The sequence below is a fragment of the Helicobacter sp. T3_23-1056 genome, from assembly GCF_053654535.1.
This window is the reverse complement of the sequence record NZ_JBSIUU010000010.1, coordinates 25,738-39,898: the sequence shown is the minus strand read 5'-3', so window position 1 is coordinate 39,898 and position 14,161 is coordinate 25,738. Positions and strand designations below refer to the sequence as shown.

14 protein-coding genes are annotated in these 14,161 nt (G+C 42.9%); 10 read left to right on the top strand and 4 right to left on the bottom strand.

The window, feature by feature from the left end; genetic code table 11:
• Window positions 1-7: 7 nt before the first annotated feature.
• The gene (locus ACWIUO_RS06685; RefSeq protein ID WP_454177133.1) at window positions 8-1,714 is read right to left on the bottom strand and encodes an ABC transporter substrate-binding protein; all 1,707 of its coding nucleotides are present in this window, start codon (window positions 1,712-1,714) and stop codon (window positions 8-10) included.
• 595 nt (window positions 1,715-2,309) lie between these two features.
• Here ACWIUO_RS06685 and ACWIUO_RS06680 point away from each other — a divergent pair.
• The 4 genes from ACWIUO_RS06680 to ACWIUO_RS06665 all read left to right on the top strand — a co-directional run bounded on the left by ACWIUO_RS06680 (window position 2,310) and on the right by ACWIUO_RS06665 (window position 6,045).
• Complete coding sequence (locus ACWIUO_RS06680; RefSeq protein ID WP_454177132.1) at window positions 2,310-4,916, top strand: TonB-dependent receptor; 2,607 nt, start codon at window positions 2,310-2,312, stop codon at window positions 4,914-4,916.
• Window positions 4,917-5,257: 341 nt separating this feature from the next.
• A complete protein-coding gene (locus tag ACWIUO_RS06675) occupies window positions 5,258-5,413 on the top strand; it encodes a hypothetical protein (protein ID WP_454177131.1) in 156 nt (51 codons plus the stop codon).
• A gap of 131 nt (window positions 5,414-5,544) precedes the next feature.
• Complete coding sequence (locus ACWIUO_RS06670; protein WP_454177130.1) at window positions 5,545-5,712, top strand: hypothetical protein; 168 nt, start codon at window positions 5,545-5,547, stop codon at window positions 5,710-5,712.
• Between the two features lie 123 nt (window positions 5,713-5,835).
• Window positions 5,836-6,045: a hypothetical protein gene (locus ACWIUO_RS06665; protein ID WP_454177129.1), complete on the top strand. Its 210-nt coding sequence runs from the start codon at window positions 5,836-5,838 to the stop codon at window positions 6,043-6,045.
• Here the strand turns inward: ACWIUO_RS06665 and ACWIUO_RS06660 are convergent.
• A complete protein-coding gene (locus tag ACWIUO_RS06660; RefSeq protein WP_454177128.1) occupies window positions 6,021-6,311 on the bottom strand; it encodes a hypothetical protein in 291 nt (96 codons plus the stop codon). The two genes, ACWIUO_RS06665 and ACWIUO_RS06660, sit on opposite strands and share 25 nt — an antisense overlap.
• A 158-nt stretch (window positions 6,312-6,469) precedes the next feature.
• Between ACWIUO_RS06660 and ACWIUO_RS06655 the strand changes: the two genes are divergently transcribed.
• The 5 genes from ACWIUO_RS06655 (at window position 6,470) to ACWIUO_RS06635 (ending at window position 11,872) form a co-directional block, all read left to right on the top strand.
• Window positions 6,470-6,694, top strand: a complete 225-nt coding sequence (locus ACWIUO_RS06655; protein ID WP_454177127.1) for a hypothetical protein — start codon at window positions 6,470-6,472, stop codon at window positions 6,692-6,694.
• Between the two features lie 59 nt (window positions 6,695-6,753).
• On the top strand, window positions 6,754-9,321 hold the full coding sequence (locus tag ACWIUO_RS06650) for a TonB-dependent receptor plug domain-containing protein (protein WP_454177126.1): 2,568 nt from the start codon (window positions 6,754-6,756) through the stop codon (window positions 9,319-9,321).
• A gap of 179 nt (window positions 9,322-9,500) precedes the next feature.
• Complete coding sequence (locus ACWIUO_RS06645; RefSeq protein ID WP_454177125.1) at window positions 9,501-9,668, top strand: hypothetical protein; 168 nt, start codon at window positions 9,501-9,503, stop codon at window positions 9,666-9,668.
• A gap of 174 nt (window positions 9,669-9,842) precedes the next feature.
• Window positions 9,843-10,076 carry a hypothetical protein gene (locus tag ACWIUO_RS06640; RefSeq protein ID WP_454177124.1) on the top strand — a complete coding sequence of 78 codons (234 nt, stop codon included), beginning with the start codon at window positions 9,843-9,845 and terminating at the stop codon, window positions 10,074-10,076.
• Between the two features lie 74 nt (window positions 10,077-10,150).
• Entirely contained in the window at window positions 10,151-11,872 is a 1,722-nt protein-coding gene (locus ACWIUO_RS06635) for a cytochrome-c peroxidase (RefSeq protein ID WP_454177123.1), read from the top strand.
• On the opposite strand, the gene ACWIUO_RS06630 is transcribed toward ACWIUO_RS06635, so the two are convergent.
• On the bottom strand, window positions 11,846-11,992 hold the full coding sequence (locus tag ACWIUO_RS06630; RefSeq protein WP_454177122.1) for a hypothetical protein: 147 nt from the start codon (window positions 11,990-11,992) through the stop codon (window positions 11,846-11,848). The genes ACWIUO_RS06635 and ACWIUO_RS06630 overlap by 27 nt on opposite strands.
• Window positions 11,993-12,015: 23 nt before the next feature.
• Between ACWIUO_RS06630 and ACWIUO_RS06625 the strand changes: the two genes are divergently transcribed.
• Entirely contained in the window at window positions 12,016-12,147 is a 132-nt protein-coding gene (locus tag ACWIUO_RS06625) for a hypothetical protein (RefSeq protein ID WP_454177121.1), read from the top strand.
• A 43-nt stretch (window positions 12,148-12,190) separates the two neighbouring features.
• Here the strand turns inward: ACWIUO_RS06625 and ACWIUO_RS06620 are convergent, their stop codons facing one another.
• A complete protein-coding gene (locus ACWIUO_RS06620) occupies window positions 12,191-14,077 on the bottom strand; it encodes an ATP-binding cassette domain-containing protein (protein WP_454177120.1) in 1,887 nt (628 codons plus the stop codon).
• Between the last annotated feature and the right edge of the window lie 84 nt (window positions 14,078-14,161).

The following is a 14,161-nucleotide window of genomic DNA, read 5'->3' as shown; positions in this document are numbered from 1 at the left end:
CACAAAACTACTCCCAAAACTCCCATATTGGAATCTCATAGCTTAGCCCGCTAATGCCCTCCACGCCCTTAATCTGTGGGCGCGCAATCGCTTTGTTGCGCTCGATAACAAGCGGGATATACACGCCACTTTGCAAAAGCAAATCTAACGCCCTATGTGCCAAAATCTGCGCTTTTTGCGCGTTTGGCTGGGCTACAATCTGCAAGATAAGCGCGTCTATCTCACGCTTGTTTTTCAAACCACTTTGAGCGATAAAATCCCCGTGCCCTGTGGGCGTGGTGTAGGAAAAGAGCATTGAAAGCGGCTCATAGGGCGCGCCCCACGACTCGCTAAAGACTATATCAAACTCGCCATTTTTCTTGCGATTTTGGAGCATACTAGGCTCTAGCGCACGCAAAGAGAGCGCGATATTTGCCTGCTTTAGCTGGGATTGGAGGATTTGGGAGAGCATTTTTTGGCTAGGTTTATCCCCTGCAAAAAGCAGCTCTAATCGTAGCGGATTTGCCTCTGTATAGCCAAGAGTTGCGAGAATCTCACGGGCTTTTTGCAGGTTTTGGGTGTATTGGTCGGGGGTTAGATTGGTGGATTTTGGCAATGGCACAAAATCTGTGTAGAGGAAAATCGATTTTGCAGGGCTTGCTAGCTCGCCATACACGGCGTTTATGGCTTTTTGCTTATCGATTGAGAGCGCGATTGCTTCGCGGATTTTAGAATCTAGACGCGTAGAGTTTAGCATTAGGCTTAGGGCAAATGCCTCCCCACCCAAATACGCCTTGATTGCGGGCGTGTTTTGCGCATTTTTCGCATTGTCTGCCTCCGCCATAGATTCCCCCATCGCCTCTTGGAAAATGCGCGTGGGAATCTCATCATACCCATAGAGCATATCCACCTGCCCCGCGCGCAACGCCGTGAGCTTAGAAGTGGGCTCAAAAATCACCTTGATACGCACAAAATCATAATAAAATCCGCCCCTTTCTTGCAACCTTTGCGCGTCCCAATAATGCGGATTTTTGGCAAACACATCAAACGCCCCGAGCTTTGATTCTATAAGCATATACGCGCCCGTGCCGATGGGCTGTGGATTATGCGCTACCAAATCCAAATCAGGCGGGAACGCGCTAGGGGCAAGGAAGCGAAAGGGGCGCACCAACGCTAGCTCATTTAGCGTGGGCGTGTATGGGGTATCTAAAATTAGGCGCACGCCGTAGTCATCAATCTTTTCTACGCGCTCTATGTGGCGGGCTAGCCCACTCCACGAATGCCGTGCGCGGTTTTTTAGGATTGAAGTGAAATTTAGCACCACCGCATCGGCGTTAAACGCCTCACCATTTGAAAACCGCACGCCCTCACGCAAGCTAAAAGTGTAGATTTGCCCATCTTTATCCACGCTCCACGAAGTCGCAAGAGATGGGATAATCTCGCCATTTTTACCCACGCGCACCAAGCCCTCATAGAGCAGATTTTGCGCAAACATCGCGTTTTTGTTGTAGCCTTGCGGGTTTAGCGCACCGACATTTTCGCGGTATGCGATATTGAGGGTTTTTTGGGGGGTAGTGTTTTGATTATTAGCAAAATCTTTGTTTGCATTTGTATCCAAATCCTTGCAAGCAAAATAAGTGCAAACAAGCAGTCCCAAAGACAATGCCAAAAGTGCGACTACAAATATGACGATGATTTTAAAAGCCCTTTTCCACAGCTCGCTAAATCTGCTCATTTTGCCCCTTTTTTGCTTCGTTTGCATATTCGTTTTTATAATGGTTTGATAATGTTTTTGTTTTTAGATTTTAGGCTATTTTTATAAAATGCAAAATACACAAAACACGCGCAAAAATCAGCGCAAAATCTAAAAATCCCCTAAAATCTCGCTAAAAATGCGTTTATTCTAGCCACAAAATCTTAACACAAATATTAACAAAAATTATATGGTAATACTAAAACAAATAAAAACTTGCTACAATGAGTTGCGTTTTTTAGATTTTTGCAATTTTTGCACGATTTTAAGCAACTTTATTTTTTATTTGCAACTAAGTTGCTTTTAAGAAAAAATAACATACAATGCCACGCAAAAATAACAGCGAAAATCACTAAACCCAAAATCAAGCAACAAAAATTGTGTAATTTCGTAAATTTTTGCAAAAAGTTAGTTTTGATTTTGCAAATTTCTATCAAAATGTAAAATCATTGGCTACACTGATAAAGTTTCTTGTTTTTACAAAAGCAAGACAAAGCATTTTTGCGATATTTGCAAGCATTTGCGACAAAGCGCAATCTAATCAAAATATACACAAAATCTACACAAAGGAATCCAAATGAACCATAGACAAACTAGACATTCCACGCTATTTTTATCTAAAACCCTCCCCCCAAATTCTAGCAAGACAAAAATGCCAAAAATCCCCATAATTTTAAGCGTTTTGACCGCTAGCTATCTCTACGGCGAGCCAAACAATCCACAAAATCTAGCACAGGAAAACGACACCAAACATCTGCAAAATCTACAAGACTCCGCACCGCAAGCGCAGGATTTGCCACACGAATCTTTGCAAGAATCTTTGGAAAAATCTTTGCAAAATGTCTCACAAGAACAAAATCAACAAGAACCAAATCCACAAGAATTCACCCCGCAAAATCCCCCCGAGATGACAACACAAAACCCCACCACCACGCAAACAACGCCCACACAAACCACGCCAACGACAAAAACCCACACCCAAACCACACAGCAAAAGCCATTTGAGACAAAAGAGCTAGATAGAGTCGTTACCACAGGCACGGCACTCCAAAGCGATATAGCCACTATCCCGGGCAATGTCTCCATCATCACGGCAAAATCCATAGCCTCCGCGCCAAATACCAAAATCACAGACATCATCTCCACCCAAGCAGGCGTGCATATCGACAACAACACCAGCTTCAATCCCCGCCCAAAAGTGAAAATCCGTGGTATCAACTACGGCACGCTAGTGCTGCTAGATGGCGTGATTTTAAGCGATTTGGAGGGCGAAGCTAGAATCCTAAACCAAATCTTTCTAAACGAAGTGGAGCGCGTAGAAATCGCTAGAGGGGCGTCCTCTGCGGTATATGGCACGGGTGCGATAGGTGGCGCGATAAATTTCATCACCTCTATGCCAAAAAAGCTAGAAATCAAAGCAAATGCAGGCTATGGAAGCGCGTTTGTCGATGGGGAGGCGGATAGACACGCGGCAAGCGCATATTTAAGCGTAGGAAATGCGTTTTTGGACAAAAGACTAAAGGTAAAAATACACGGCGGATTTAGACGGATGGAGTCCTACGCCAACTCCCCTGCGTATCTAAATAGCGCACCAAATAACGGCGTTAGCGGAGCAGAGCCAGACAAAAGAGGGCGATATATACTAGGCACAAATGGCGAGAGAGATGTAAATATCTATGACATAGGGGTAAAGGCTAGCTATGAGCTAGGGGAGCGAGATGAGATAAGCGCGACATTTAGGTTTTCAAACCACAACTACGACACCAAAAACTACAAAACCTACTTAAAAGATTCTAGCGGGAATCCTACTTTTTTGGTAAATGGTGAAAATAAATTTATCGGTGCGGGGCAGACAGGGCTAGGGACTTATTCGCATATATTAGGCAGTCTAAACTACCTCCATAGCTTTGATGATGGCGTGCTACGCGTGCAGGCTTCTAGTCTAAATTTACTTAGCAAATGGCAAGATGCGGACTCCAAAGCTACGCCAAAACCAGACTTTTATAGCGGGCAAGGCAGGGGGCAGGACATCGACACAAGCAACAATTATTTAGACATTATCTATGAGGATTTTCACTATGACACGCAAAAATTTACACTAGGCGCACAGCTACGCTACCACCGCATAGCCCAGACCACGCCAAAGCTCACAAATTGGCGCGATTCTACCACGCGCTATGATTATTTCAACAAATACGGCGGAGAAGCCTTTGTGGCGTCTATCTATGGCGCGCTAAATTCTACTTGGGTAGATTCTAGCAAATATGGGACATTTGGCTCTAGCCTTGCGGGTAGGTTTGATAATTGGGTAAATTTCAATAACTACATAGAGGACAAAGAAAATCCTAATCAAAAAGAATTTAACAGAGATTTTAGCCCCACTTACTTGCCTGTATTTAGCCCAAATCTAGCCCTGCACTACACGCCACTAGACACTTTTGCTTATGATACCAAATACCCTCAAAGCCTTATGCTAAAAACAAGCGTGGGATATGGGTTTAGAATGGCTACGATGAGAGAAAAATATTTTTTCAACTTCAGCGCAAATGGCGAGCAGCGAGCGCACAACCCAAATCTAAAACACGAGCAGGCAATCAGCTTTGAAATCGGCGCAGAATACAAAAGCAAGTGGATAAATACAAGCCTATATTTTTACAACATAGAAATGTTTGATATGATATACCAAGCAGGCGATGGCTCTAGTGCTGCTCCATACAAGCGCGAAAACGCGGGCAGAGCTAGAATCAACGGCATAGAATACGCCCTAGAGCTACCCATATATAGCGCACTAAACTTCGGCGCAAACTACACGCTCACAAACACCGAGTTTCTAACCAACACGCAAGGCAATAGCGCAAAACCTAGCACCAAAGGTAATCAATTCCCCGCTATCCCCAAGCACAGCGCAAATTTCTCTCTAAACTACGCGCCAAACTACGGAATCTATGGCTCTTTGTGGGCTCACTATACAAGCGCGTTTTTTTATGATGATATAAATTCTCGCATTTGGGGGGTATTTGGTAGCTACGATGAACAATTCACACTCAATGCCAAACTAGGCTATGCTTTTAGAAATGGCATCGATTTGTCCGCGCAATTTCTAAATATGACAAACAACCGCTACTACGACAACTACATAGTCCCCGGAGCTAGCTTTTACCTCCAAATCGGGTATAAGCTGTGATTTGCCATTTTGTCATCGTTAGATTTTGGATTTTGCTTCGTTTTTGGTTAGATTTTGTGTGGATTTTGTTTTAGATTTTGCGTTTTTTTGTCTATTAGTTTTTGTGTTGATAAAATCTAAATCGTGGCAAGCCAAAAATTCCCCTCCCTTAGCACGAGGGGGCTAGGGGGTGGGCGTCATTGCGAGCGTTGCAACGCAACGCGTGGCAATCTATAACCAGACAATACAAAAACATTACTTAGCAATTTATAATCAAAAACTACAAAAAAAGCGTTATTTTGAAAATTTTATACTTATAGATTGCCACGCGCAACAAGTTGCGCTCGCAATGACGGCGTGGTATGTCTGTCATTGAAAGCGGATTTGTCAAAATCCGCGTGGCAATATACAACCAAAAATTACCAAAAAAGCGTTATTTTGAAAAAGTGATACTTATAGATTGCCACGAATCTGCTAACGCAGATTCTCGCAATGACGGCAAATCTTGTCATACTTAGGTTTGGCACACTGAAGTATCTCAAACGCAAGAAAACAAGAGAGATATTTCGCTTCGCTCAATATGACAAAAAAACCACCCACTAGCCCCCTCCGCCGCATTTTGATAATTTGTGGAGGGAAAAAGAAAAAATTGCAACTCCACAGGGGAGGGGGAATCTCTGTCATTGCAAGATTTTGTGGCTTTGTCAAAAAATCGCAAAAATCGTGGCAATCCAAAAATCCCCCCTCCCTTAGCACGAGGGGGCTAGGGGGTGGGCGTCATTGCGAGCGTTGCAACGCAACGCGTGGCAATCTATAACCAGACAATACAAAAACATTACTTAGCAATTTATAGTCAAAAATTACAAAAAAAGCGTTATTTTGAAAAATTGATACTTATAGATTGCCACGCGTTAGATTTTACAAAAATCTAACGCTCGCAATGACGGCGTGGCAATCTACAATAAAAAACCACAAAAACATTGCGTGGCAATTTGAGATTGTGGATTGCCACGAATCTGCTAACGCAGATTCTCGCGATGACGGCAAATCTTGTCATACTGAGGGAGCGGAGCGACCGAAGTATCTCAAACGCAAAAAACAACAAGTAGAGATATTTCGCTTCGCTCAATATGACAAGTATTCATTGTAATTGAAAGCGGATTTGTCAAAATCCGCGTGGCAATCACAAAATAACCCACAAGAAATAACCCAAAAAAATAACCCACATAAAACAACCCCAATACATAATCCCCCCACAAAATAATCTCCACAACAAAATAATCCCCACAAGATAGAAAAAATGTAGCAAAAAGTAAATGGCTTTATGCAAAAATGCTTTTTAAAAGTCATAAAACCCCCTTGCCAAAACCTACCAAAATCCATCTCTAAATATTCTACAATCTTTATAAATCCCATTGAAAATCCCTTGTTTATGCTCTTTTGAGTGATTCTCATTATGCGTAGATTTTGAGAATGATAACATTCTTAATTTTTTGGCGATATTTTTGCAAAAATAATGTATTATTTCGATTTTGCTTCTCATATATAAAAACTTAAAAACTAGGAGTTTTTCTATGCTACACACAAAATTCTGCCCAAAATCTTATGCACAAAAATCTTACGCAAAAACTTGCCTAAATGCCCCCCAAAATTTACCACAAAATCTAGCACAAAAACTACCACAAAATCTATCCGCAAAATCCCACTTATATTCGTTTTTTACACTAACTACCTTATTTATGCTAAACAACGCTTTTGGCGATGAAAAACCTAGCATTATATCACCCCCCCCCCAATAGATTCTAGTCAAAACCATAGTGTAGATTCCACCCAAAATGACAAAAATATCCAAGAAAAAATGCTAGAGAGAGTCGTAGCCACAGGGTATAAGGAGCAGGATTTTGCCTCTCAAGCAGGTAGTGTGGATAGAAAGCTTCTAGACTCGCTCCCTGCGGGCAATGGCGATATAATCTCCGCACTCAAAGTCCTACCAAATGTGGTAAGCAATAATCCCTCTAACACTTCAAACAAAGCAGGCGAGGTAAATCCTGCAAATGTAAGCATAAGCGGGGGGCTTCCCTATCAAAATAGTTTTTTGCTAGATGGTTTTGAGATGAGCAATGAAATCGACCCCGCAGGCAGCTCGGCAAATAGCAATTCTAGGCTTAGAGGCTCACAATCTCAAGGGCTAAATGTCGATACAAGCCTGCTAGATTCTATCACCGTGCTAGATAGCAATGTAAGTGCTGCGTATGGGAGGTTTAGCGGGGGAGTGGTGGAGGCAAATATCCGCAAGCCACGACTTGACAAAGGAATCACAAATGGTTGGCACGCAAATATCAGCTATCAGCACACACAGGGGGGAATGACTAAGGTTTATGATTTGCCCGCAGATTCTATCATCAGCACCAATGGCGGACAAAGCAATGAAAACTATCAAAAAGACTTTTACAAACACATTGTGCGGGCAAGTTTGGAAGGGTGGATAACCAAAAATCTAGGGCTAATCGCAAGCTATTCCACCGTGCGCTCATACATAGACACAACAAACACTTATGGCGAAAATTCCCCACAACAAGTCGATGAAAAAACTCCGCAATATCGCATAAGCGACAACTACTATGCCAAACTTTTTTATAATCCGCTAGAAAATCTTACTTTAGAATACAGCTTTGCGTATATGCCTCAAAATAATCGCTACTTTATGCCAAACTATAAAAATTCAGGCTATACGATGAAAGGAGGAGGAATCCAAACGGGCGCAAAAGCGTTATGGCAAACTCCTATGGGGCTATGGAGCAACACTTTAAGCTACTCGCGCTTAGAAAATTCTCGCAAAAGCGATGTGAATTATTACACGCGCTTAACCTCACAATATGAAGGGCAAGTAGGCTCTGTCAATCAAACTCAAAACAACATAACCCTAAAAAGTGATTTTAGTTTTGATACTTTGAGGACTGATATGTTTAGTCAAATCTTTCGTGTAGGGGGTGAGTTTATATGGCAGGACGCTACGAGAAATCGCCCTGAAAATTCGCTTATGTATGTTTATCCTCCGGGCGTTATTCAAAATGGTATTCAAGGGGGACCCCATACACTTGTAAATGGCGATGTATGGAATGGTTTGCCCGATAGCTTTGGTGTCATCTCCGCTACCGAAACAGCGGGATACTACACAATGGGAATGATAAAAGCGGGAAAAACGGCGTTTAGCACGCTAACTTACGCGCTATATGCAGAGGATAGTGCTAGCCTAGATATAGGTAGAGATAGACAGGGGGGAGAGCTAAAAGCTAGATTTGGGCTAAGGCTAGATGGCGATGACTATATGGGTAAGCACAAAATCGCCCCTAGATTTTCGCTAAGCTACATTACCCCCGCACCCAAAGACTATCAATCCACATTTACTTTTGGGGTAAATCGCTACTATTCGCGCAACTTGCTTACATATCGATTTTATGCAGATACGGTGAATAATCGTGTCGCATTGTGGAGGTGCAATATCAATGACGCGTGGAATGAGCTAGTGGGACCCGCTTCTAGCATAGCTTGTAACAATGGCATTAACTATACTGCTGGCAATTTTAGCAACGGAACGGTGGGAGCTGGTAGGACAAAATTGCAAGATTTAGAAGTGCCTTATGATGATGAGCTAATGGGAAGCATTACCCAAAATCTAGGGAGTTTTAGCGCGACTATCAAATACATTCGCAGAGATGGCAAAAAACAAATTATCCAAAAAGCTATCGATGCAAACACGGCTAATTATGAGTTTAGCAACGATGGAAAAAGCAAAAGTGATATTGTTAGTTTTATACTGCAAAATAGCATTCCGCTAGACACTTATGGGGTAAAGCATTTTTATCTTTTTGCGCTAGATTGGAACAACACTTCGCGCAATTTTAACACTCATAGCGCGGATTATAATCTAAAAGATAATGTGGTGTGGAATGGCACTCTTACCACTTATGGCAATATGCCCGCCCAAAAATACAACCAACCTCTAACGCTAAAGCTAAACACCACGCATACATTTAATCTATGGCGCACAAAATGGCTGTGGAATAACTTTTTTAGCTGGCGTGGCAAGTATGAAAGAGTGGTGCTAAGCAAACTTGGGCAGGATATAAACTCACTGCCCGCACCATCGTGCAATGCGAATAATAGAAATGTATGCAATGAATACAGCACAGCGACACTTGGCAATGTTTTTAATTGGGATATGCGTTTGGGATTTGAGATAGATTTGTATAAGGGGCAGACTTTGTATGCAAATTTTGATATTTATAATGTGCTAGGGAGCAAAAATCTAGTAACTCTAAGCGGGGAAGATGGCGTCCTACTCTATGGCGTGCCTAGCAATGCTTATGTGCTAGGATATTCGCTAGGGAGGCAGTTTTGGGCACAAGTGGGGTATAAATTTTAGGGATTTTGCATAGTTTTGACACCTTGTAACAAACTATCAATAAGGAGGCACAAAAGGAAGCATAGACAAAAAAGCATAGTTGGTTTAATATTGTCATACCACGCCCTCCATACTACGCCGTCATTGTGAGATTTTGCGCGTAGCGGAATCGTGGCAAGCTATAAACACAGAATCGCCAAATGACGCTTTTTTGTGATTTTGTGGACATAGATTGCCACGAAAATCCTAGCGGATTTTCTCGCAATGACGGCATTCCTTATTGGGCTAAATATTGCACAAATTTTCGCAATGACGGAAAAGATTCCCCCTCCCTTTGCGGAGGGGGATTAAGGGGGTGGGTTTTTTAGATTCCGCAGTTGTCATTGCGAGCGTTGCAACGCAACGCGTGGCAATCTACAACGCATTGACACACATTTCATTGCAATGGTCGCAATGATAGGATAGTTTGTCATATTGAGCGTTAGCGAAATATCTCTTGTGATTTTGCGTTTGAGATACTTCGGTCGCTACGCTCCCTCAGTATGACAAGATTTATCGTCATTGCGACCGTTGCAACGCAACGCGTGGCAATCTACAACCAAAAACCACAAAAACATTGCTTGACAATTTGTAACCAAAAATTACAAAAAAAGCGTTATTTTGAAAAATTTATGCTTGTGGATTGCCACGAATCTGCTAACGCAGATTCTCGCAATGACGATGAGAGTTTGCATTACCAAGTTTTTGCGATTTTTGAAAATCTAGCCAAAATTTAGCAAAAAATCTTGCAATGACAAAACAACGCCAATCACACCAAATCCCAACACCAAATCACACAAAAGGATAGAAAATGCAACAAACAACAAAAATGCTAAACACCACATTTAAACGCCTTAGAGAAATCCTCACGCACCACACTATGGAATCCATAATCGCCGTTGTTATCGTGCTGTGTGTAGCCTTTGTCGCGCTAGCAAAGGCAAATGCCAAAAGCACCACCCAAAGCCCTAGCATAGACTATGCCAAATACCGCGCTATGTATGCCAAGCCTGTGGAGCAGTGGGCAAAACCTACGCTAGATAAAAGCGTAGAGAGCGAATGGGAGGAGTTTGCCCCCCTGCCAAAAACCGCGCCATTTCCAAACGAAAATCCATACTCTTATCCCAAAAAAACACTAGGCGAAAAGCTATTTAACGACACGAGATTGTCTAAAAGCGGGCAATTTGCGTGTGCTAGCTGTCATCACAAAGAGCTAGGATATAGCGATGGAATGCCAAACTCTATGGGGCATAATGGACAAAAAGGGCGCAGAAACGCGCCAAATATCGAGATGAGCGGGTTTTTTCCATTGCTTTTTTGGGACGGCAGAGCACAGGGGCTAGAAGCGCAGGCACTAGGACCGATGATAGACCCCGTAGAAATGGCAAACACGCTAAAAAATGCCGAAAAATCTATCAAAGAAGCGAGCGAATACTACGCGCTATTTGTCGCTAGCTTTGGGGATAGTGAGCTACAAAAGGCGTGGGCTTTAAGCGAGCCTAATGCTTTCAAAGAAGCAAAGGGGGAGGATTATGAAAGATTTGTGCAAGAGCATTTGCAAGAGGATTTTGGAGATAACGCGCAGGATTTGGATAGCGGGAAATCTAGCCAAAAATCTAGCTTAGATTCTAAAGTCAAAAATCTAGCCAATGAAATCAAACAAGAATCCAAAACCCCTCTGCCAAAAACCACAAGAGATGGCAAGATAATGCCACAAAGCGCCGATGATAGCCACTCAAAGCTATCCCACCTCCCACCGCTAAAGCGCGATGAAGTCAAAGCCCAAGCCCAAGCGGTATTTGGCAACAAGGCGTTTCATAAGCTCACTAGGGTGGATTCTAGCAAAATCGATTTTAGTCAAGACACTAGCAACAATGCGATAGGGGATTTTAGCACAAAATCTAACCCAAAATCCGCCCTAAAAACCATCACAAAATCTGCCACAAAAACCCCTGCAAAGCCTCTAAGCAGGGCAAATATCGCCCGCGCAAAATCCCTAATCACTATCGAAAATATCACAAAGGCAATCGCTACTTATGAGCGCACGCTAGTCCCGCAAAATACGCGCTTTAATCGCTTTTTAAAAGGCGAATATAGCGCGCTAAGCGATAAAGAGCTTTTTGGGCTAGATATTTTTCGCAACAAGGGTGAGTGTATGAATTGCCATTATGGAGCGATTTTGAGTGATAAAAAGTTTCACAATATCGGTGTGGCGTTTTATGGGAGGGGGCTAGAGGATTTGGGGCGATATGAGGTAAGCCAAAATCCCCTTGATAGCGGGGCTTTTAGGACGCCTAGCCTAGTAAATGTCGGCAAAAGCGCGCCATATCTGCATAATGGAATCTCGCCAAATTTAGTCGGGCTTATTCATCTTTATGATGCGGCATTTCCTTTTGCGGATACGAAGCGATTTTCTATCGGCTATGATGCAAGTGGGGACAATCTAGCCCCCAAACTTGACCCGCTGATACGCGAGCTAAAACTAAGTGTGGAGGAAATAGAAGCCCTAGAGGCGTTTTTGCTTACGCTTTAGTGTGGGTTTTATCGGGCTTAGGTTTTGCAAAATATTTGTGATTTTTTGATGATAGATTGCCACGCCGTCATTGCGAGCGCAACTTGTTGCGCGTGGCAATCTATAAGCGCAAATTGTCAAATAACGCTTTTTTTTTGTAATTTTTGATTGTATATTGCCACGCGGATTTTGACAAATCCGCTTTCAATGACAGACATAACACTCATCGTCATTGCGAGAAAATCCTAGCGGATTTTCTCGCAATGACGATGAGTGTTTGGATTGACACACATTGACACAAGAAAATCCACTTAATGCAGTCCAAACCTCAAATATACACTAAATATACGCTTCCAAAAGGGATTTGGTATATGCGCTTTTGGGCGAGGCAAACACCTCATCGACACTGCCACTCTCCACCACCACGCCACCGATATTTCCCCCTCCACTCACGCCATCTATCTCGCCTTCTCCCCCGCCCTCACACCTACGCAAATCCTCTAGCTTCGCGCTATTTGCTAGCACTATCACACGATGGCACATCGCCTCTATCACACCCAAATCGTGGCTGATAAACACATAGCTTAGCCCATATTTTTTTTGCAAATCCAAAAGTAGCCCCAAAATCTCTTTTTGCGTGCTTTTATCTAGCGCGCTTGTGGGCTCATCTAGTAGCAAAATCTTAGGATTTTTGGCTAGGGCGCGGGCGATAGATACACGCTGGGCTTGCCCACCGCTAAGGCTCTCTGGATAGCGATACAAAAACCCCTCATTAAGCCCCACGCTTTTTAGTAGCTCTAAGATACGCGCTATTTTTTGTGATTGTGCGTTTTTTTTGTCCTTTTTGCCGCCGTTTTTGTCCCACAAAGCGTTTTCATCTCCCAATGCCTCTAGCAAAATCTCAAACACACAAAATCTAGGATTTAGCGAATTTAGCGGGTCTTGAAAGACGATTTGCACGGCATTGCAAAAGGATTTATCACGCTTTTTGGGAGGCAAAACTAGGCTAGATTCTAGGCTAGATTCCCCGTTAGATTTTAGCCTAGAATCTAAATCGTTTGAAAAAGCACCTAAATCTAGGCTTGACATAAGATTTGATTTTATAGCGATTTGCCCGCTATGTGCGATAAGCCCTAGTATGCCTAGTGCTAGACTAGATTTGCCACTGCCACTCTCCCCTATAATCCCTAGACACTCCCCACGATACAGCACCAAATCCACCCCGCTTAAAACCAAAATATCTTTACGCAAAAAAAACGCCCTTTTTTCATAGCAGATTCCCACCTTGCTTAGTCGCAGGATTTCTTTTTTTTGCGGGATAGATGTGTTTTTATCAAGTTTTAGGGCGTTTAGTAGCATTTGCGTGTAGGCGTGATTTTGGCTAGATTTTGTGGTGTTGCTTTGTGAATTTTGGCTTTGTGAGATTTTGTCTTGTGAGTTTTGGCTCTGCGTGGCTAACTGTGTAGCTAAAATCGTTTGCGGGGGATTTGTCGCGCTAGAGATGATTTTGTTTGTTTTGCCCTGTTGTAGTATCTGTCCATCTTTTATGATGATTAGATTTTGCGTGCAATACCTTATCACGCCCAAATCGTGGCTAATCATTATCAGCGCGACATTTTTAAGCCCCAAAAGCAAATCCAAAATCTGCTTTTGAATGCTCGCATCTAGCGCAGTCGTAGGCTCATCACAGATAAGCACCTTTGGGCTAAGCACACTCATCATAGCTATGATTGCCCTCTGTCTTTGCCCCCCGCTTAGCTGATGAGGGAAGCGCATCTTTAGCTCACTTTTTAGCCCCACGCTATGCAGGGCTTTATCGACTAGATTTGATATGTCTTTTTTGGATAGATTTTCTACTTTGTCTTTATGCAGGATAAACATTTCGCTTATTTGCTTTTGTATGGTGTGGAGCGGATTTAGCGCGCTTAGGGGGGATTGGGGGATATAGGCGATTTGTGCGCCACGAATGAGTTGCAAATCCTTGGCATAGAGAGAATCGCTAGATTTTGCGTTATTAGCATTGCTTAAAATCGCTTTGTTTTCAAAGAGGATTTCCCCGCTTAGTCGCTCTGGGCTAGCTAGCCCTAGCAGGATTTGGGATAGTAGGCTTTTGCCACTGCCACTCTCCCCTAGTATGCCTAGTCGCTCATTTTTTGCGAGGCTAAAGCTGATATTTTGCAGGGCAAAATCCCCAAAAGAAGCATTTAGATTTTTGACTTGTAGCATTTATTGCCTTTTGTTGTCATTTTTTGCTCAATATTTTTTTCTCAATGTGGCATAAATCCAAAATCTTAGCACACGACTACCAAC